This window comes from Herbiconiux ginsengi, assembly GCF_900107435.1.
GTDB classification, from domain to species: Bacteria; Actinomycetota; Actinomycetes; order Actinomycetales; family Microbacteriaceae; genus Herbiconiux; species Herbiconiux ginsengi.
In genome coordinates, this window is record NZ_FNPZ01000001.1 from 523,662 (window position 1) to 542,550 (window position 18,889).

20 protein-coding genes and 1 pseudogene are annotated in these 18,889 nt (G+C 71.0%); 13 read left to right on the forward strand and 8 right to left on the reverse strand.

What is annotated here, in order from left to right; all coding sequences use genetic code 11:
• Positions 1–114: 114 nt before the first annotated feature.
• Positions 115–1,047, reverse strand: coding sequence for a DUF559 domain-containing protein (locus BLW00_RS02500; protein ID WP_092548693.1), 933 nt, complete (start codon positions 1,045–1,047; stop codon positions 115–117).
• Between the two features lie 210 nt (positions 1,048–1,257).
• Between BLW00_RS02500 and BLW00_RS02505 the strand changes: the two genes are divergently transcribed.
• Positions 1,258–2,640 (forward strand): LLM class flavin-dependent oxidoreductase, encoded by a 1,383-nt coding sequence (locus BLW00_RS02505; protein WP_092548696.1) that lies wholly within the window; start codon positions 1,258–1,260, stop codon positions 2,638–2,640.
• Between the two features lie 216 nt (positions 2,641–2,856).
• Here the strand turns inward: BLW00_RS02505 and BLW00_RS02510 are convergent, their stop codons facing one another.
• Positions 2,857–3,681, reverse strand: a complete 825-nt coding sequence (locus tag BLW00_RS02510) for a ferritin-like domain-containing protein (RefSeq protein WP_092548699.1) — start codon at positions 3,679–3,681, stop codon at positions 2,857–2,859.
• Between the two features lie 105 nt (positions 3,682–3,786).
• On the opposite strand from BLW00_RS02510, the gene BLW00_RS02515 reads away from it, so the two are divergent.
• Together BLW00_RS02515 and BLW00_RS02520 are read left to right on the forward strand one after the other, a co-directional pair.
• A complete protein-coding gene (locus BLW00_RS02515; RefSeq protein ID WP_092548702.1) occupies positions 3,787–4,263 on the forward strand; it encodes a DUF2975 domain-containing protein in 477 nt (158 codons plus the stop codon).
• Complete coding sequence (locus BLW00_RS02520) at positions 4,263–4,469, forward strand: helix-turn-helix domain-containing protein (RefSeq protein WP_092548705.1); 207 nt, start codon at positions 4,263–4,265, stop codon at positions 4,467–4,469. Before BLW00_RS02515 ends, BLW00_RS02520 begins: the two co-directional genes overlap by 1 nt.
• A gap of 3 nt (positions 4,470–4,472) precedes the next feature.
• Here BLW00_RS02520 and BLW00_RS02525 read toward each other — a convergent pair whose 3' ends face one another.
• Positions 4,473–4,700, reverse strand: coding sequence for a hypothetical protein (locus tag BLW00_RS02525; protein ID WP_092548708.1), 228 nt, complete (start codon positions 4,698–4,700; stop codon positions 4,473–4,475).
• Positions 4,701–4,813: 113 nt separating this feature from the next.
• Between BLW00_RS02525 and BLW00_RS02530 the strand changes: the two genes are divergently transcribed.
• From BLW00_RS02530 to BLW00_RS02550, 4 genes are all read left to right on the forward strand, one after another.
• Positions 4,814–5,818 (forward strand): CPBP family intramembrane glutamic endopeptidase, encoded by a 1,005-nt coding sequence (locus tag BLW00_RS02530; RefSeq protein ID WP_092548711.1) that lies wholly within the window; start codon positions 4,814–4,816, stop codon positions 5,816–5,818.
• Positions 5,819–5,963: 145 nt separating this feature from the next.
• Positions 5,964–7,460, forward strand: a complete 1,497-nt coding sequence (locus BLW00_RS23925) for an alpha/beta fold hydrolase (protein WP_245741220.1) — start codon at positions 5,964–5,966, stop codon at positions 7,458–7,460.
• Positions 7,461–7,677: 217 nt separating this feature from the next.
• Positions 7,678–8,169, forward strand: coding sequence for an FBP domain-containing protein (locus tag BLW00_RS02545; RefSeq protein ID WP_092551858.1), 492 nt, complete (start codon positions 7,678–7,680; stop codon positions 8,167–8,169).
• Positions 8,170–8,257: 88 nt separating this feature from the next.
• A complete protein-coding gene (locus tag BLW00_RS02550; RefSeq protein ID WP_092548714.1) occupies positions 8,258–9,031 on the forward strand; it encodes an MBL fold metallo-hydrolase in 774 nt (257 codons plus the stop codon).
• Between the two features lie 23 nt (positions 9,032–9,054).
• Here BLW00_RS02550 and BLW00_RS02555 read toward each other — a convergent pair whose 3' ends face one another.
• Entirely contained in the window at positions 9,055–9,630 is a 576-nt protein-coding gene (locus BLW00_RS02555; RefSeq protein ID WP_092551861.1) for a TetR family transcriptional regulator, read from the reverse strand.
• 84 nt (positions 9,631–9,714) lie between these two features.
• On the opposite strand from BLW00_RS02555, the gene BLW00_RS02560 reads away from it, so the two are divergent.
• A complete protein-coding gene (locus BLW00_RS02560) occupies positions 9,715–10,608 on the forward strand; it encodes an SDR family oxidoreductase (RefSeq protein WP_092548717.1) in 894 nt (297 codons plus the stop codon).
• 286 nt (positions 10,609–10,894) lie between these two features.
• On the opposite strand, the gene BLW00_RS02565 is transcribed toward BLW00_RS02560, so the two are convergent.
• Entirely contained in the window at positions 10,895–11,920 is a 1,026-nt protein-coding gene (locus tag BLW00_RS02565; protein ID WP_092548720.1) for a PHP domain-containing protein, read from the reverse strand.
• Positions 11,921–12,030: 110 nt separating this feature from the next.
• Between BLW00_RS02565 and lspA the strand changes: the two genes are divergently transcribed.
• The gene (gene lspA, locus BLW00_RS02570) at positions 12,031–12,687 is read left to right on the forward strand and encodes a signal peptidase II (protein WP_092548723.1); all 657 of its coding nucleotides are present in this window, start codon (positions 12,031–12,033) and stop codon (positions 12,685–12,687) included.
• Here lspA and BLW00_RS22805 read toward each other — a convergent pair.
• From BLW00_RS22805 to BLW00_RS02585, 3 genes and pseudogenes are all read right to left on the reverse strand, one after another.
• Positions 12,671–13,358, reverse strand: a pseudogene (locus tag BLW00_RS22805) (PDDEXK nuclease domain-containing protein). The gene lspA and the pseudogene BLW00_RS22805 overlap by 17 nt on opposite strands.
• Before the next feature lies 1 nt (position 13,359).
• Entirely contained in the window at positions 13,360–14,013 is a 654-nt protein-coding gene (locus BLW00_RS02580; protein ID WP_092548725.1) for a LuxR C-terminal-related transcriptional regulator, read from the reverse strand.
• Positions 14,010–15,410 carry an ATP-binding protein gene (locus BLW00_RS02585; RefSeq protein ID WP_092548728.1) on the reverse strand — a complete coding sequence of 467 codons (1,401 nt, stop codon included), beginning with the start codon at positions 15,408–15,410 and terminating at the stop codon, positions 14,010–14,012. The genes BLW00_RS02580 and BLW00_RS02585 overlap by 4 nt, the downstream gene beginning before the upstream one ends.
• A 114-nt stretch (positions 15,411–15,524) precedes the next feature.
• On the opposite strand from BLW00_RS02585, the gene BLW00_RS22815 reads away from it, so the two are divergent.
• From BLW00_RS22815 to BLW00_RS02620, 4 genes are all read left to right on the forward strand, one after another.
• The gene (locus BLW00_RS22815; RefSeq protein WP_175494102.1) at positions 15,525–17,105 is read left to right on the forward strand and encodes a PspC domain-containing protein; all 1,581 of its coding nucleotides are present in this window, start codon (positions 15,525–15,527) and stop codon (positions 17,103–17,105) included.
• A 7-nt stretch (positions 17,106–17,112) separates the two neighbouring features.
• Positions 17,113–17,520, forward strand: a complete 408-nt coding sequence (locus BLW00_RS02610; RefSeq protein WP_092548740.1) for a hypothetical protein — start codon at positions 17,113–17,115, stop codon at positions 17,518–17,520.
• A 93-nt stretch (positions 17,521–17,613) separates the two neighbouring features.
• On the forward strand, positions 17,614–18,123 hold the full coding sequence (locus BLW00_RS02615; protein ID WP_175494103.1) for an anthrone oxygenase family protein: 510 nt from the start codon (positions 17,614–17,616) through the stop codon (positions 18,121–18,123).
• A 214-nt stretch (positions 18,124–18,337) separates the two neighbouring features.
• Positions 18,338–18,889, forward strand: coding sequence for a hypothetical protein (locus tag BLW00_RS02620; protein ID WP_092548747.1), 552 nt, complete (start codon positions 18,338–18,340; stop codon positions 18,887–18,889).

The following is an 18,889-nucleotide window of genomic DNA, read 5'->3' on the forward strand; positions in this document are numbered from 1 at the left end:
TGTCACGAGGTAGCGCAAAGTCGCCCCGTCCTCGCGAGGTCGCTCAAAGTAGGCTCGCGCCCTTGCGAGGTCGCTCTAGGTGGGCTGAACGAGGGCCGCGGAGCCGACTTCGCGCTACCTCGCACCGTGGGCCGCTGAGAGGGCGCGAATGACGCGGGACACGGTGCCGGTGGGGTCGCCGTAGAGACCCGATTTTCGCACCTGGATGACGGTGTCGCCGTTCTCTCGAATGGACTCGAGTCGGAGTAGATCCTTCTCGTACTGGGCCGGATCGGTGCGGTGCTGCTCCCCGTCGTACTCGACCACCACCCGCTCAGCACGATAGAGCAGGTCGACGCACGCGATCCAATTGCCGGATGCGTCGAAGACGTTCTGATTGAGTTCGGGCTCCGGCAGGCCGGCGCGCCCGAGAAGGAGTCGCAGATGCGACTCGGGACGCGATGCCGACCCCTCGCGCACATCCGCGATCGCCGCTCGCAGCGCACGACCTCCGCGCCCGGTGAACGACTCCGCCCGCTGCGTCAATTCGGCCAGTGAGACGAAGGGGCGATCATCGGTCTTCGGGCGACGCGGACGCAGCACGAGGTGATCGGCCGCGGCCACCAGGTCGTCATGATCGAGCACGGTGCCGAGCTGGCACCACGCGGATGCGGCATCGACGACCCGGAATCCGTAGCGTCCCCGAGTACTCACGCACGCGTCTCCGAGCCGATGTCCGCGCACGCCGGCCGCACGCGGGATCGCGCTGGGCTTGCGAACTGCGACGTCGAGGATGCGCGATTCACCCACCCGCCCCGGCAGCGGAACATGCCAGAGCAAGGCCGCCGTCACATGGCTGAACACGTGCGACTCCGGTGCACGGCTCGCGTAGGCGGCGCAGAGACCGAGGAGGGTGATGCGGGCCCGGGCGTCCACCCGCGCACCGCGGAACGGGCGCGCGAGATCCGAGCCGAGCAACCGGTCACGACTCAGCCCTGCGGCACGCCCCTCCCGCAGGCTGAAGGCCCGCGCTGAGAGTTCGTCGGGCAGCGGTGCGGGTCGTGGCATCCGCCCATATTGGCGATTTCTCTCGAACCGCGCAGAACTTGTCCACAGCCCCCGCGCGAGGTAGCGCGAAGTACGCTCTGCGCGGCATCCAGAGGCGACTTCGCGCTACCTCGCGGTGTGGGCATGGGGCGGACGCGGGGTGGGAAGGGAATGTGACGCAATGTGGCGGGCCGGTGGACAGGAGCGGGAGCGGGCGCAGAGCATGGCAGCATGACCAAGCAGATCCGCTTCAACGCCTTCGACATGAACTGCGTGGCCCACCAGTCCTCGGGCATGTGGCGCCACCCCGACGACCAGTCGTGGCGCTACAAGGAGATCTCCTACTGGACCGAGCTCGCCAAGCTGCTCGAGAGCGGCTCCTTCGACGGCATCTTCATCGCCGACGTGCTCGGCACCTACGACGTCTACGGCGGCTCGAACGAGGCGGCGATCCGCCACGGCGCGCAGGTGCCTGTGAACGACCCCGTGCTGCTCATCTCGGCCATGGCGGCCGTGACCGAGAACCTCGGATTCGGGGTGACCGCGGGAACCGCATACGAGCATCCGTATCCCTTCGCCCGCCGGATGTCGACCCTCGACCACCTGACGAACGGCCGCGTCGGCTGGAACGTGGTGACCGGATACCTGCCGAGCGCCGCTCGCAACATGGGCCACGACGACCAGCTCGAGCACGACCAGCGCTACGACGTCGCCGACGAGTACCTCGAAGTGCTCTACAAGCTGTGGGAAGGATCGTGGGAAGACGACGCGGTCATCCGCGACCGGGAATCGGGCGTCTTCACCGACCCGGCGAAGGTGCACGAGATCGGGCACTATGGCGAGCACTTCACGGTTCCCGGCATCCACATCGCCGAGCCCTCGCCGCAGCGCACTCCCGTGATCTATCAGGCCGGTGCCTCCCCGCGCGGCATCGCCTTCGCCGCCGGCAACGCCGAGGCCATCTTCGTCGCCGCCCCCACCAAGGCGGTCCTGAAGGGCACCGTCGCGAAGATCCGCGATGCACTGGAGGCCGCCGGCCGTGACCGGAACTCGGCGAAGGTCTACACCCTGCTCACGATCATCACCGACGAGACCAGCGAGAAGGCCTACGCCAAGCACGCCGACTACCTGCAGTACGCCAGCGAGGAGGGCGCGCTCGTGTTCATGTCGGGCTGGATGGGAATCGACCTCTCGCAGTACGACCTCGACGAGCCGATCGGCAACGTGAAGTCGAACGCCATCCAGTCGGCGGTGTCGAACTTCCAGTCGGCCAACGAGGACGGCAAGGAGTGGACCGTGCGCGACATCGCGAAGCTCGGCGCCATCGGCGGCCTCGGCCCGCTGATCGTGGGCTCGGCCGTGGAGATCGCCGACCAGCTGCAGGAGTGGGTGGCGGAGACGGATGTCGACGGCTTCAACCTCGCCTACGCCATCACCCCGGGCACCTTCGAAGACATCGTGACCTTCGTGATCCCGGAGCTGCGCAAACGCGGCGCCTACCCCGAGGGCTACGCGCCCGGCACCTTGCGCAACAAGCTGCACGGCCGCGGCGACCGCCTGCCGGCCGAGCACCACGGCGCACGGTTCACGGTGGGTCAGCCCGTCCAGGCGTAGGGTGCCGGGTAACGGTGCATTTGAGAGGGAGCGATGGCCTATACGGCCTCGGTGTCCCTGAAATGCACCGTTACCCGCCGCGCTCGTTGCTTCACGCGGATGCGGAGCGCAGAATGAGGCATGGGCTCGCATTCGAGTGACCCGCCGGCCGATCCCGACCCCGTTCCCGCCTCGGTGCGAGCGCAGCTCCTGGCCACCGACGCGGGGAGGGGGCGATCATCGGGGGTCGGCGACGCTCGGGCCGTGGGGTACAGCGCCCGCTGCGTGGCGGCCGAGGCGGAACGCCGGGCCCGCCGCGAGACGGAAGTGCCGCAGCGCCCGGCCCCAGAACGTGAAGGGTCGCAGGCCACACGCACGGAGGGCCGGACCGTGGTCGAGGGCGACGACCGTGGCCGCACCCACCGCGACCATCCAGGCGGCCGCGACGGCGAGCATCCGCCCTACCGGCGACACCCCCTCGAAGCCCACGCGCAGCTGATCGATCTGGAAGCGGATGTGCTCCACCTCGTCGGTGAGCACCCGCTCCGCCACCCCGTGCACGACCGGATCGGGCGAGCCGTGCAGGGCGCCGAAGTACTCGAGCGCAACAGTCTCGGCGATCAGGAACAACGTGACCTCCGTGCGCAGCCCCATCAGGCGGCGCAGCACGACGAACACGGCATCCGACCAGTGCGCCGAGAGCGGCTCGACCCCGAACCGGTCGAGGGCGCGGGCGAACAGCGCCGAGTGCTTCTGCTCCTCCTGGACGAACAGCAGCAATGCGGCGTCGTAGACCGCATCACCCTGCGCCGCCGCCTTCGACAGGAGACCCGCTCCCTCGCCGCGCTCGCCGAGCTCGAACCGCTGCAGCGACTGCGAGATCGCGACCCGGTCGGCGCTCGAGAGCGGCGATGACGAGGCCCACGGGATCTGCGCATCCAGCCGATCGTGCCGGGCGAGATTCGCCTCGAAATAGTCTCCCCACAGCGCGAAGGCGCTGCTGACCCCGCCGGTCTCCGCGGTCTCGTTCGTGCTCGTCTTCGACATCTCCTGCTGACGCATCCTGACTCCTCTATTCGGCTCGCGCCAGTTGTCCCTGGCGCGTTCGAGGTGTTAACGTATCGAATAACGATATGAAACGCACGTTTTTCGATAAAGGGAGTTCTCATGACACGACCGGTGCTCGTCGCGCTCCGCGTGCTGCTCATCGCGTTGCTCGCGGCGGCGATCGCCGCCCAGCTGTTCGCCCACTCAGTGGCCGAGTCGGCTCTCGCACCCACGCCGGCCGTCGTGGTGACGGCCTTGGCGATCGCCGCGATCGTCTGCGTCGAGATCGTGATCGTGTGCGTCTGGATGCTGCTCGGCATGGTGCGCGACCAGCGCATCTTCGACGAGCACGGGCATTCCGACCGTTGGGTGAACGCCGCGATCGGCGCCCTCGCGACCGCCGCCGCGATCGGTGCGGCAACGCTGGTCTACCTGCTGCTCGCGGGCGCGACCGAGACCCCCGCCGGCGTGACGATCGCGATCCTCGCGACGGTGACGGCGGGAGCCGGGGCGGCGCTCGCGCTGCTCGTGGTCGTCATGCGGCAACTGCTGCACACGGCCATTCAGCTGCACAGCGAACTCGCCGAGGTGGTCTGATGGGCATCGTCATCAACCTCGACGTGGAGCTGGCGAAGAAGAAGATGTCGGTCACCGACCTCGCCGCGGCCATCGGCATCACGGTCGCGAACGTCTCGGTGCTGAAGAACGGGCGCGCGAAGGCGGTGCGGTTCACCACGCTCGACGCCATCTGCGAGGTGCTCGGCTGCCAGCCGGGCGACATCCTGAGCTACGTGCCCGACTGAGGTCTAGGGGTTCTCGTCGTTCGCCACGGACTCGATCCAGTCGACCCCCGCGTCCGAGAAGAAGAACCCCGAGGCATCCGATTCGCCGAACCACCAGGCGTCGGCGGAGATCGGGCCGGCCACTCGGATGATGTCGTCTACGATCGCGGGCGGCACCGCGTCGCCGTTATTGTCGGCCAGCCACTCCCGCGTCGTGGGTGACAGCTTCGGCCACCATTCCTCGATCTCCATGGTGGCAGTATCCCCCTCCCGCGGCAGGGTGGCCAGGTTGTCGAGCAGATTCGCCCAGCCGGGTTCGAGCGTCTGGTCACCGCGTGACTTCTCGACAGCCGTAGCCTGGAAGCATGAGCACGATCGCGCATCCGACCGCCACCTACGACCACGCGCTGCGCGTCGCCCCGGCCTGGTGGCGCGGGGCGCTCGCGATCCTCTCACTCGTGGCGGCGTATTTCCTGGTCTCGTTCCTCTTCAGCATCGTGGCCCTGGCGATCGACCTGGCGACCGGCCAGTACGGCTTCGACGATCTGGCCACCGGCTCGCTCACCTTCACCCCGGCGCTCATGCTGGCCAACAACCTCGCCCTCGCCGCGATGTGGCCGATCGCGATGGTGCTGCAATGGGCCTTCTTCGGCGTGCGGCCGCGCTGGCTGTCGTCGGTGGTGGGACGTTTCCGCTGGCGGTGGCTCGGACGGCTGGCGCTCGTGATCGTGCCGGTGTGGATCGTGTACGTGGGTGTCTCTCTGCTGCTCGGCCCGCTCGATCCGATCGATCTCTCCGGATCGGTGATCGCGATGGTGCTGATCGTGCTGCTCACGACTCCGCTGCAGTCGGCGGGCGAGGAGTTCGGGGCGCGCGGACTCATCCAGCGTTCCGTCGGCTCCTGGTTCGGCAGCCCGATCGCGGCCTTCGTGGTGGGCACCGTCGTGTCGGGCGCGCTGTTCTCGGCGGCACACGCGGCCGCCGATCCGTGGCTCATCGCCTACTATTTCGTGTTCGGCGCCTCTGCATCGTTCGCGGCCCGGGGCACCGGCGGGCTCGAGGCCCCGGTGCTCGTGCACGCCACCAACAACGTGCTGCTGCTCGTGCCGACCGCTCTCATGGGCCAGACCGACCAGGTGTTCGAGCGCGGCGAGGGCGCCGGCAGCCCCTTCCTGCTGCTGCCGATGGGCCTCTGCGTGGGAGCCGCGCTGTTCAGCACCTGGTGGGGGCGGCGGGCGGGCGTGGTGACCACGGCTCCGTATCCGCCGTCGCGGGCGACGCGGGTCGTCTCGGGGCCACCGGAGGGCGGATTCGGCGGGCCCGCCGAGTGGGACGGCGGTCAGACCGCCCCGGCCGTCGACGCGAGATAGGCACCGCCTCCGCGGCCGGCCCCGGTCGCTGAGGTGGAGTGCACGCGGCATCCGATCGCTCGCCGCGTCACAACCGGCGGACCGGCCCGGTCGTAGCTGGGGAACGGACATTCTCACGCTCCCCAGCGAACGAAAGGCAACTCTCATGAAGATCGTGGTCATCGGCGGCACCGGACTCATCGGCGGCAACCTGGTCGAACGACTCCGCCAGGCCGGACACGAAGCCGTGCCGGCCTCCCCCTCCACCGGCGTCGACACCATCACCGGCGCGGGCCTCGCGGAGGTGCTGCGCGGCGCCGACGTCGTGGTCGACATCCCGAACTCCCCGTCGTTCGACGATGCGCCGGTGCTGGAGTTCTTCCAGACCTCCACCCGCAACATCGTCGAGGCGGCCACGGCAGCGGGCGTGCGGCACCACGTCGTGCTCTCGATCGTGGGCGCCGACCGGATGCCCGACATCGGCTACATGCGGGCGAAGGTCGCGCAGGAGCAGATCGCCTCGGCCGGTCCGAACCCCTTCAGTATCGTGCGCGCCACGCAGTTCTTCGAGTTCATCCCGGCCCTTGCGGAAGGCGGCGCCGACGGTGACGTCATCCGGCTCTCCTCGGTGCTGATGCAGCCGATCGCCGCCGACGACGTGTCAGCCGCCCTCGCCGTCGTCGCGACGGGAGAGCCGCTGAACGGCGTGATCGAACTGGCCGGTCCCGAGCCGCTGCGCCTCGCGGAACTCGGCACCCGCGTGCTCGCGGCCAAGGGCGACCCGCGCACAGTTGTCGTGGCCGACGAGACCGGCTACTTCGGCGGCACCGTCACCGACGAGTCGCTCACCCCGGGGAACGACCCTCGCGTGACCGTGCAACAGTACGGGCCGACGCGGTTCGCCGACTGGCTGGCGGCGTCGTTCGGCGGCACGGATGCCGCACCGAAGCCGAAGCCGACCGTCGTGCTGGTGCACGGCGCCTTCGCCGAGTCGGCCAGCTGGAACGGTGTCATCCGCATCCTGCACGAGAACGGGATCACCTCCGTCGCCGTGGCCAATCCGCTCCGCAGCCTCGCGGGCGACGCCGCCTACCTCCGCGACGTGATCGCCGGCATCGACGGCCCTGTGGTGCTCGCCGGGCATTCCTACGCCGGCATGGTGATCACGGAGGCCGCCGCCGGCAACGACTCCGTCACCGCCCTGGTCTACGCGGCGGGGTTCGTGCCGAAGCAGGGCGAGAGCGCCTTCGACCTCTCCACCAGCGCCCCCGGCAGCACGCTCGGCGATGCGCTGGTCGCCTACCCGGTGTCGTCGGGCGGCGACGAGTTCGCCATCCGCCGCGACCTCTTCCACCACCAGTTCGCGGCCGACGTGCCGGCCCAGGAGGCGGGACTCATGGCGGCGACCCAGCGTCCGGTGACGCAGGCGGCACTGTCCGACAGCCTGGTCACGGATGCGCCGGCCTGGACCACCACGCCGGCCTGGTTCGTGTTCGGCGACCAGGACCTCAACATCCCGGTGGCCGTGCACCGCGCCGGGGCGGAACGCGCCGCATCGCGCGGCACGCGCGAGGTCGCCGGAGCATCGCACGCCATCGGCGTGTCGCAGCCCGAGGCTGTCGCCGCCACCATCCTCGACGCGATCGCCGCCGTCTCGGAGTAGGCCGCGCGTCGGCAACCGCAGCCTCCGCGCCCCGAGGCGCGTACGCTGGAGGGGTGAGCATCCACCTTTCCACCGCTACGCCCTCGGGGCGATCGGAGGTCGTCGGCGCGTCGTCCGCCGACATCAGATAGTCGCCAGCACCTCGATTTCTTTTTTCTCCGCCCGCGATGCGCGTCGTTGCGACGTGCCGGTGCGGGCCGAATCGATTGGCGACATCATGCTCCCCTTGAGTGACAGCACTATCCGCGCGTCGTTCGTGAATGCGACGCGCAAAGAACTGAACGACCTCGCCCTGCCCACCGGTCTCGACGAGATCGACTGGACCAAGCTCGACTACCTCGGCTGGCGCGACCGCAAGAATCCGCGCCGCGCCTTCGTGGTGATTCCGGTCGACGGCTCGCCCGTGGGTGTCATGCTGCGGCAGGCCGAGGCCACGCCGCGCACCCGCGCGCAATGCTCCTGGTGCCGCGACGTGCACCTGCCGAACGACGTCGTGTTCTTCAGCGCCCGGCGCTCGGGCGCGGGTGGGCGCAACGGCAACACGGTCGGCACCCTCGTCTGCGCCGAGTTCGAGTGCTCGGCGAACGTGCGCAAGACGCCGCCGGTGGCCTACATCGGCTTCGACGTCGACGCGGCGCGTTCGGAGCGGATCGAGAGTCTGCGGATGCGCGCGGCCGGATTCGCGGCCGAGGTGCTGCAGGGCGACTGAGCGCGGAGTTCTCCACAGGCGGGAATTCCCGTCCACAGATCCCCCCGCCGCGCCCACCGGTGGGGCCGCCAGGAGGCACGATGGAGGCATGACCACGTCACCCGTCACCGTCCAGCTGATCGGCGGCCCCACGGCCCTCATCGAGATCGGCGGGATGCGCATCCTCACCGATCCGACGTTCAGCCCGCCCGGGCCGCAGCCTTCGGGGGCGTCGACGCTCACGAAACTCGTGGGGCCCGCTCGCACGGCCGACGACGTGGGGGTGGTCGACGCGGTGCTGCTCTCGCACGACCAGCACGCCGACAATCTCGACGAGGCCGGTCGCGCCTACCTCCCCTCGGTGCCGGTCGTCGTCACCACCCAGGCGGCGGCCGAGCGGCTGGGCGGCACCGCGGTGGGGCTGGGGCCGTGGACGCACACGGAGCTCTCCCGCCCCGACGGCGGCGTGTTGCGCGTGGTGGCCGTGCCCGCCATCCACGGGCCCGACGGCATGGAGGCGTCGTCGGGGCCGGTGATCGGTTTCGTGCTGCACGGCGACGGCCTGCCCACCACCTACGTCAGCGGTGACAACGCGTCGCTGCGGGTGGTGGAAGAGGTGGCGCACCATCTCGGTCCAGTGGAGATCGCGGTGCTCTTCGGTGGCGGGGCCCGGGTCGCGCGGCTCGACGCCTATCTCACGCTCACCAGCCCGCAGGTGGCACGGGCGGCGGGCATCCTCGGCACGCGAGCGGTGGTACCGGTGCACAGCGAGGGCTGGGCGCACTTCACCCAGTCGCAGGCCTCCTTGGCGGCGGCCTTCGAGTCGGAGGGGCTCAGCGACCGTTTGGTGCTGCTGGCGCCCGGTGAGTCCCGCACCCTGTAGCCGGCCGGATCACGGCGCACTGCTCAGGAAGCGGGTGGTGGAGCGGCGAGGGCTCGGAGCTCTGCGAGGGTGTCGCGGACGCAGGAGGCGAAGGGCACAGACGCGGGGTTGAAGACCCAGCGCTCGAAGGCGAGCCGGAAGACGGCGACACCGGCCTGCGCCGCCACGCCCGCAGCGGGCGCAGGCACGCCGCGCGCCCGGAGCGCTGCCGTCACGGCGGCGGCGAGGTGCGCCATCTTGAGCAGCTCGCGCTCCTGCAGGCTCGGATTGGCCGCGATCGCGGCCGAGCGTTGCAGGGCGTACGTGCGGCGGTCGTCGAGAAACACCCCGGCCTGCTCCATCGCAGTGCCCACGACCTCGAGCGGCGGGAGATCGGCGGGCGCCGCCGCGATGGCGGCCACCACTCCCTCCTGCAAGGTGTTCGACCGGTCGAAGAGCACCTCGCGCTTGTCGGCGAAATGCCGGAAGAAGGTGCGCTCGGTCACGCCCGCGCGCTCGGCGATGTCGAGCACGGTCGTCTGCTCGAATCCGCGCTCGGCGTAGAGTTCCAGCGCTGCTTGCGCGAGGCGGCCCGCCGCATCCGGTTCCCATCGTCCCACGGGGTCCATCCTAGTGATGTCATTGCCTGACATGGAGTGCTAGCCTGATGACAGTTACTGACATCAAGACAGGAGATCACTCTCATGCGTGTATTCGTCACCGGAGCTTCCGGCTGGATCGGCTCCGCCGTCGTTCCCGAACTCCTCGCCGCCGGGCACGACGTCGTCGGACTCGCCCGTTCCGACGAGTCGGCCGCCGCCGTTCGCGCGGCGGGCGCCGACGTCCAGAAGGGCAGCCTCGACGACCTGGCGAGCCTCCGGGCCGGCGCCGAGGCATCCGACGCCGTCATCCACCTCGCCTTCAAGCACGACTTCTCCGACTTCGCGGGTGCCGGCCACACCGAGAGGGCCGCCCTCGAGACCTTCGGCGACGCCCTCGCCGGCTCGAACCATCCCCTCCTCTTCGCCTCGGGGGTCGCGATGATCGCGCCCGGCCGGGTGGCCACCGAACGCGACGAGAACCGCACGAGCGGGCCGGATGCGCCCCGCGGCGGAGCCGAGCAGCTCGCCTTCTCGTTCGCCGAGCGCGGCATCCATCCCGTGAGTCTGCGGTTCTCGCCCACCGTGCACGGCCGCGGCGATCACGGCTTCATCGCGACCATCGCCGGCGTGGCCCGCGCGAAGGGCGTCTCGGGTTACATCGGCGACGGCACGAATCGCTGGCCCGCCGTGCACCGCAGCGACGCCGCCCGCATGGTGCGGCTCGCCCTCGAGAAGGCGCCCTCAGGCTCGGTTGTGCACGGTGTGGGTGAGGAGGGCGTTCCGGCGCGCGCCATCGCCGAGGCCATCGGCCGGCAGCTCGGGGTTCCGGTGCAGTCGATCGCTCCGGATGCCGCGGCCGAGCACTTCGGCTGGATCGGCGCCTTCTTCGGCCTCGACATCCCCGCGTCGAGCGCGCTCACGCAGGAGCTGCTGGGCTGGACGCCGACGGGGCCGACACTCCTGGAGGACCTCGCAGGGGGCGCTTACGACCGGTAGGGTACCGCCTCGCCGCTCCTGCGCTCGCCCGGCCTTCGGCTGGGCGAGCGCACTGCTCGCGCCGCCGCTGCTGCGGCGCGAGGCGACATGTTCGGCTGAGGTCGGACGGTCCGGCCTGCGGTCGGACCCTCTGGCCTCGGCCTCACCCTGGGGCGGCTGAGCGCGGCCCGCGGCTTTCGTTCACCGTCCCGAATCATCGGGGACCCGAGGACGGAGGACGGATGGAGGACGGGGGACGGGCGACGGGCGACGGGCGACGGGCGACGGGCGACGGGCGACGACGATGCTAGCGGCGGGCCGTCCAGTCGAGGAGGCGGGGCAGGTTCCACGTCGTGACGATGCGCTCGGGCGGCACACCGGCTGCGACCGCGCGGGCGGCGCCGAGGTCGATGAACGACAGATGCCCGGGGGCGTGCGCGTCCGAGTCGATGCTGAAGAGGCATCCGGTGTCGAGAGCGAGCCGGATGAGGTCGTCGGGCGGGTCTTGCCGCTCGGGCCGCGAGTTGATCTCGACGGCCACGCCGTTCGCCGCACAGGCCGCGAACACCGCCGCCGCGTCGAACTCCGAGGGCGGCCTGGTTCCGCGCGTTCCCTCGACGAGCCGCCCGGTGCAGTGGCCGAGAACGTCGGTGCGCGGATCGTCGATCGCGGCGAGCATCCGCTTCGTCATCGTCGCGGAGTCGGCGCGGAGCTTCGAGTGCACGCTCGCCACCACCACATCGAGACGGTCGAGCAGAGCCTTCTCCTGGTCGAGCGATCCGTCTTCCAGGATGTCGACCTCGATCCCCGCGAGCAGCGTGAAGTCGGGGCCGGTCGCGTCGGACTCGTTCAGCTCGGCGACGACATCGAGCTCCTCCTCGAGGCGCTCCGGCGAGAGCCCGTTGGCGACGGTGAGGTTCGGCGAGTGGTCGGTGAGGGCGAGGTATCGGTGCCCGAGGAACCGCGCGGCGGCGACCATGCTCGGGATGTCGGTGGTGCCGTCCGACCAATCGCTGTGCGCGTGCAGATCGCCGAGCAGCTGCTCCCGCAGCGTGGCCACCTCGCCCGGCAGCGTCGTGGTCGTGCGCTCGCGCAGGCCGGCGAGGTAGTCGGGCACCCGGCCGGCGAGCGCCTGCGTGATGATCTCGAAAGTGCGCGATCCGATGCCCTTCGTGGCCTTCAGCCGACCATCGGATGCGCGTGCCGCCAGTTCGTCGGGCGTCCATTCCGCCACCACGGCAGCCGCCCGGCGGAACGCCTTCACCTTGAAGCCGGGGGCGAGTTCGCGCTCGAGCAGGAACGCGGTCTCGTTCAGCGCATCCAGCGGATTCATCCTCCGATTATGCCCGCCGGCTCACGACCACGCGCTGGAGCGTCGCCCGAACGGCGGTCGTCGGTCCGGGCGGGTGCGGCGGGCGGGGTTGCGGCTGAGAGGATGGAGACATGTCCGACGCTTCCCCCGACCCGGCCGAGCGGGCCGACCGACCCGCTCCGGCCGACCCGGCTGCCCCGGCCGATGCGGCCGATGCGGCCGCATCGGCCGACTCCGCCAGCTCGCCCCGCAGCCGCCGCCAGACCTTCACGCGCTGGGCGCCCCTGATCACGGCGGCCATCGCGATCGCGACGATCGCCGCCGACCAGCTCTCCAAGCTCTGGGCCGAGGCGGCGCTCTCGACCAGCGAACGCATCCCCCTCCTCGGCGACCTGCTCGGACTGCAGCTGATCTACAACCCCGGTGCCGCATTCTCGATCGGCGAGCAGTTCACCTGGATCTTCGCGGTTCTCGCGGGCCTCGCCGCCATCGGGGTGGGCGTCATCGCCTACCGCACGAGATCGCTCGCCTGGTCGGTGGCGTGGGGACTGCTGCTCGGCGGCGCCGTCACGCACCTCGCCGACCGGCTGTTCCGGGAGCCCGGCTTCGGCATCGGCCACGTGGTCGACTTCATCGCCTACGGCAACTGGTTCATCGGCAACATCGCCGACGTAGCCATCTTCGCGGGCGCCGTGCTCATCCTGGTGCTCTCGTTCCTCGGCCTCCGGATGCGTCCGTCTCCGAGCGGCACTTCGCCCGCCGACGACGACGCTATGCCCGACGCCTGACCCCGGTCTCTCCTCCGAGCACGTCGCCGGTGAGCGCATCGATCAGCCGGCGGGCATCCGGCAGCGCAGCGCGCTCCGCCTCAGGCAGCGACTCGTAGGCATACGTCGAGACGGCCATCGGCGCCGTCGATCCGCTCAGGGCATGCCGCACGGTGTGATCGTTGCGGCCAGCGCAGATGAGGATGCCCACGGTCGCGTCGTGCGCCTGTCTCTTGAGCCGATCGTCGACCAGCGCGACGTAGAAGCCGAGCTGACCGGCGTACTCCGGCTGGAACCTCCCGGTCTTCAGCTCGATCACGACGTACCTCAGCTGCTCGACATGGAACAACAGCAGATCGAGGTAGAAGTCGTCGCCGCCGACGTCGAAATGCACCTGCCGCCCGACGAACGCGTATCCGGACCCGAGCTCGCGCAACGTCTCGACCAGGCGGTCCATGAGCCCTTGCTCGAGCTCCCGCTCGGCGACGTCGTCGGACAGGTCAAGGAAGGAGTCCAGCAGCTTGCTGGACTTTTGCCTGGACGTTTGCTCCAAACTCAGGCCAGGCCTGAGCAAACGATCGCATGTAGAAGAGATTCGATCGCGAGAACCCCTTCATCGATGGAAATTCGGCACGGAGGTCTTCGGCGAGCTTGCCCACTACCGCGTTGCCCCAGGACGTGCGGGCGAGGATGTCAGAGGAGCTTGCGCTCGAGGGCCCAGGCCGTGAGCTCGTGGCGGTTCGAGAGCTGCAGCTTGCGCAGCACGGCCGACACGTGCGTCTCGACGGTCTTCACCGAGATGTAGAGCTCGGTGGCCACCTCGCGGTAGGAATAGCCGCGCGCGATGAGCCGCATCACCTCCTGCTCGCGCTGCGAGAGACGGTCGAGCTCGTCGTGCGTGGCCGCCGTCTCACCGGCCGCCGCACCGAAGGCGTCGAGCACGAAACCCGCGAGCCGGGGCGAGAACACGGCGTCGCCGTCGGCCACGCGACGCGCTGCATCTGAGACCTCCGCACCCGAGGAACTCTTCGTGATGTAACCGCGGGCGCCGGCGCGGATGACGCGCACGACGTCGTCGGCGGCGTCCGAGACGCTCAGCGCGAGGAAGAGCGTCTCGGGCGAGGACGCAGCCGAGCGCTGGATGACCTCCGCGCCACCCCCGCCGTTGCCACCCGGTAGGTGCACGTCGAGGAGCACCACGCGCGGCCGGACCGCCCCGACGAGCGCGATGGCCTCATCGACGGTCGCCGCCTCGCCCACCACCTCCAGCCCGGCATCGAGCTCGGCACGCAGCCCGGAGCGGAAGATCGAATGGTCGTCGACGATGGCGATGCGCAGCTCGGTCATGGTGCTCCATTCTCTCGCTCGGCACCGGATGACGCGGGCTCAGGTGAGTCGGACCCCGCGGGGCGGGCGGGGTCGGCCGGAGCGGATGAGGCGGGCTCGGTGGGCGCGGGGCCGGCGGGCACCGCGGCTTCGGGCGCGAGCGGCCCCGCGCCCTGCGCCGACGCAGCCGTCGCGGCGACCGGGAGGGTGAGGCGCACCTCGGTGCCCGTTCCCCCGCGCCCCGGCCCGATGGCGGCGGTGCCGCCCGCCCGCTTCAGCCGCCCGATGATCGACTCCCGCACACCGAGCCGGTCGGCCGGGATCGCGTCGAGGTTGACGCCCGGGCCGCGGTCGGTGACGATGAGCTCGATCCGCTCCCGCCCCACCTCGAGAAAGATCGAGACGTCGCCGCCCGCGTGCCGCGCGGCATTGAGCATCGCCTCGCGCCCCGCCGCGAGCAGACTCTCGGGCGCCGGCACCGACGCACCCACGGTCACGAGCTCGAAGCGCACGGCGTGGTCCTCCTCGATCACGGCGGCGAGGCGGCGCAATTCGCTCGCGAGATCGCGATCGTCGGCCGGTGCCGTGTCGAAGAGCCAGTCGCGCAGCTCCCGCTCCTGGGCCCGGGCGAGCCGGGCGGCCTCGCTCTGCGCCCCGGCCTTCTGCTGGATGAGGGCGAGCGTCTGCAAGACCGAGTCGTGCAGGTGCGCGGCGATCTCGGCACGCTCGGCCGCGCGCTCGTGCGCGGCTCGCTCCGCCCCGAGGTCGCGCGCGAGCCGCACCACCCAGGGCAGCGCCACGAGTCCCACCCCGAGCAGCACCGAGACCGCGGCCACCACGACGGTCCAGACATTCGGCGTCTCACCGGTGATGAAGAAGAGCAGGATGCCCGTGGCCACGAGCACGAGCGCGCCGAGCGAGCGCACCACGAGAGTCGGCCCTGAGGCGGTTCCGCCGGCGCGCAGGTCGGCGAACTGGCGCCAGGCCAGCGCCACTCCCGCCAGCACCACGATGCCGGGGATGACCACCGCGAGCGGCACCTCGACCCCGAGGCGGCTCGCCACGAGCGCACCGCCCGCGCCGATCAGCGCGAGGCCGAGGAGGATCTCGGTGACCGGGGCGCGTCGCAGCTGCTCCGCCCGCGGACCGCCGCCCGGCTCGCCCGCAGCGCCCGAGGTGCGAGAGCCGGCCGGCGAGGTGAGACTCTCCCGCATCCGCGGTTCACGGGCCGCCTCCGCCACCGGTGTCGTGGCCCAGAGCCAGGCGTAGAGCAGGATGCCCGCCCCACCGCAGAGCGCGAGCAGCACGGCCACCGTGCGCACCACCGCCACCGGCACGCCGAGATGATCGGCCACTCCCGCGCACACCCCGCCCACCACGCGCAGGCGCGGGCGCACGATCGTGGCGGTGGTGTCCATTCCAGCATCCAAGCAGGTCACGCACCCCGACCACACTCCCCGGGGCGGATCTCAGGGTCGAATCAGGGTCATCCCCGATACCGGCGCCTCCGTCCCGGTCGCCAGAATCGAAGCATGTCCACGCCACCTCCCTTTTCCGCTCCTCCCGCTCCGCCGCGACCGGTGGGCGCTTCCTTCTTCGCCTGGATCCGCAGCCTCGGCATCACGCGCCGTGACGACGCCTGGGTCGCCGGAGTCTGCTCCGGCATCGCTGCCCGCACAGGGCTCGACGTGCGGCTCGTGCGCGGGATCGCGATCGTCATCGCCATCCTGGGCGGCCCCGTCTTCCTCGCCTACGCGGCGGGCTGGGCATTGCTTCCCGACTCGCGCGGTCACATCCACGCTGAGAGCGCGGTGCACGGCGTCTTCACCTATCCGATGATCTTCATCGGCATCGCCGCCGTCCTCACCTTCCTCCCGTTCATGCGCGGCATCTGGTTCGACGGCGCCCCGAACGTGTGGGGCATGCCGGACTGGCTCGAGGTCACGCTGCGCACACTCTGGGTGCTCGCTCTCATCGCGGGGGCGATCTGGCTCACCGTCGCCATCGCGCGGAGCCTTCCGCGGCAGCCGGCACCGGGCCAGCCGGATGCGGGTCGACCGGATGCGGGCGGCCCCACCGCGGGCGGTTTCACGGCACCCGCCCCCGAGTACTCGCCCGCCGCGGGCACCGCTCCGAGCTGGGCGCCGACGGCTGCAGCGACGACAGCAGCGACATCTCCCGCAGCGACGGCGGCAGCGACCGGAACTCCGACCGCGACGGCGACACCGGATGCCGCGACGACACCCGGGGGTTCGGAACCCGATCCCGCTGCCGCCTTCGCGCCATCCGCGTCCGCGACATCCGTTCCGCCCGCCGGAGCCTGGTCGCACACCGACTGGACCAACCAGGGCACGAACCGCGAGCGGCACGAACGCGCACACGAGGCCGCCCGAGCCCGGGCCGCGGCCTGGCGCGCTGCGCATCCGCAACCCCGCGGCGCCGGTGCGGCGTTCGCCTCGGTCGTGCTCGGCATCGCCCTCGTGGCGGCGGCCGTGGTGGGCATCGGCTACGGCGCGGTGGTGCCGGGCGGCAAGCTCGTGCTCGTCGTGTCGATCGCGGCACTCGTCGTGATCGCGGCCGGTATCGTGATCGCGGGCATCCGCGGCCGCACGAGCGGCGGTCTCGGACCCTTCGCGCTCCTGCTCGCGGCCGTCGTGGTGTTCACCGGAGTGCTGCCGGCCGGAACCGCGGTGCTCCCCTTCGGCACCCAGAACATCGACGTGAGCCAGGCCGTCTCCGACGGGCCCGACAGCTACCTGGTCATCGCCGGAAAGACGGTGGTGGACACGACGGATCTCACTGCCGCATCGCCCGACGGTGCCATCGACGTATGGCTCGGAGCCGGTCAGAGCGAGGTGCTGCTGCCGAGGGGCGTGCCGCTCGTGGTGGAGTCGCACGTGTTGGCCGGCACCGTCACCTCGACGCTCGGAACCGAGCGCAGCGGCATCCTGATCGACGACGACCGGCTGTTCCCGGCCTCCGGATCGCCGACGGGGATCCCTGCCGGATCGGACGCCGGTCGGGTCGCCGACGCCAAGGCCGCCGGGGTTCCCGTGATCCGGGTCTGGGTGCTCGCCGGAACCGTCACCCTCGTGCCCGAGAACGAAAGGTAGAGAGACCATGACCGACGACCTGAACCTCGCCGGCGCGGGAGCCGAGCAGGCTCCCGCACCCGGCCCGACGCCGCCTTCTGCTCCGGCCGCGTCGACCCCGACCACCCCCGCAGCGACGGCATCAGCCGCACCGACCGCACCGACCGCCCCGACGCCGCCCTTCCCGGCGTCCGGTGTGACCCCGACGCCCGACTCGGCACCGATCCCGCCCGTCGACGTGACGAAGCGCCCCCACCCAGCCCAATTCGGCACGATCGTCTGGGGCATGCTGCTCCTCGCACTCTGCGGTTTCGTCGCCCTCGCCCAGTTCGGCCCCGGGATCGACGCCGACCGCTACCTCTGGGCCTTCGTCGGCGTCATCGCCGCGGGAGTCGCCCTCGTCGTGGTGGGCATCGCGGCCGCGTTCCGGCGCTGACGGGCGGTCTCTCCCGGAAACGCGCCGGCTCCTCCTGGGATGCGGCAGTGGACGGATCTGGCGGCGAGGCGGCCCCGGCCCCAGAATGGCAGCATGAGCGAACCACTCGCCGCCGTCGTCGCGGTCGTCGCCGTGACCGGGGCGAGCGCGCTCGGCGCCGCCGTGGTGGGCGGTGTGTTCTTCGCCTTCTCCGGGTTCGTGATGCGTGCCCTCGGCGACGCGCCGCCCTCGGCAGGGCTCACCGTCATGCAGGCCATCAACCGCACCGCGGTGCGCCCGCCCCTCATGATCACCCTCTTCGGCACCCTGCTCGCGGGGCTCGCCGCGTGCATCCTGCTCGTCGTCACCGCGGCCGGGGCGGCGCTGTGGTGGGCGGTGGCGGGCGAGGCCGTCTACCTCGTGGGAGTCGTGGGCCTGACCGTGGGGTTCCACGTGCCGCGCAACAACGCGATCGACCGACTCGACGCGGGGTCGACGGATGCGGTTCCCGCGTGGCGCGAGTACGTGACCGCCTGGACCCGCGGCAACCACGTGCGCGCTCTGGCCGGCGTCGCCGCCGCCGTGCTCTTCGGCATCGCGACGGCGCTCGCGACCACGCGCTGACGGAGGCGCCGTTCGCGCTTCGGGATGCCAGGCGCGGTTCGGGAGCCGCTGAGACCTCCCGAGCGTGTGCCACGCCGAGCACGGCCTCCCGAATCCCCCCGACGGATCTCCACCCGGTCTCCACCCCCGGGTGGTGCCGCTCCGCACGGCCGGCGACGAGTCTGGGATGACCAGGCCGACGCATCCGTTCGGCCCCCGTTCAGAGAGTGACCCCATGTCGTACGACGTCGTCATCCGCACCGTGCTCATCCTGCTCGTGGTGGGCTGGATCTGTTACCGGCAGACCCAGTGGCGAGCGGTGGTGATCCCCCGGATGTGGCGCTCCGCGCTGCTGTTCACGGTGATCGGACTGGTGCAGATCGGCGGCACCACCTCGCTCGGCACGGTCTCAGCGTTCGATGTCGGCGTGATGGCGATCGAGATCGTGATCTCGCTCGGAGTCGGGGCCGTGATGGGGTGGATCGCCCACTTCCGGCCGGTGACCGAGCAGGCGCTTGCGGCGTGGGAGGCCAAGGCAGGGTCACGGGGCCGGCCGTCCGCGGGCGAGGTGGCGCCGATCGTGGAGAGCCGCACCGGATGGTGGGGCATCGGACTGTGGCTCGTGTTCATCGCGGTGCGCCTCGGCATGGACGTCTGGGCTGGTGCCGCCGGTTCGCAGCTGGCCGTCACCGTCGGCGCCATCCTCATCGTCGTCGCAGCCAACCGGGCGGCGCGCACGCTCGTCTTCATGGCGCGGATCGAGCGGATGCGCATCGTCGCCGCCTGA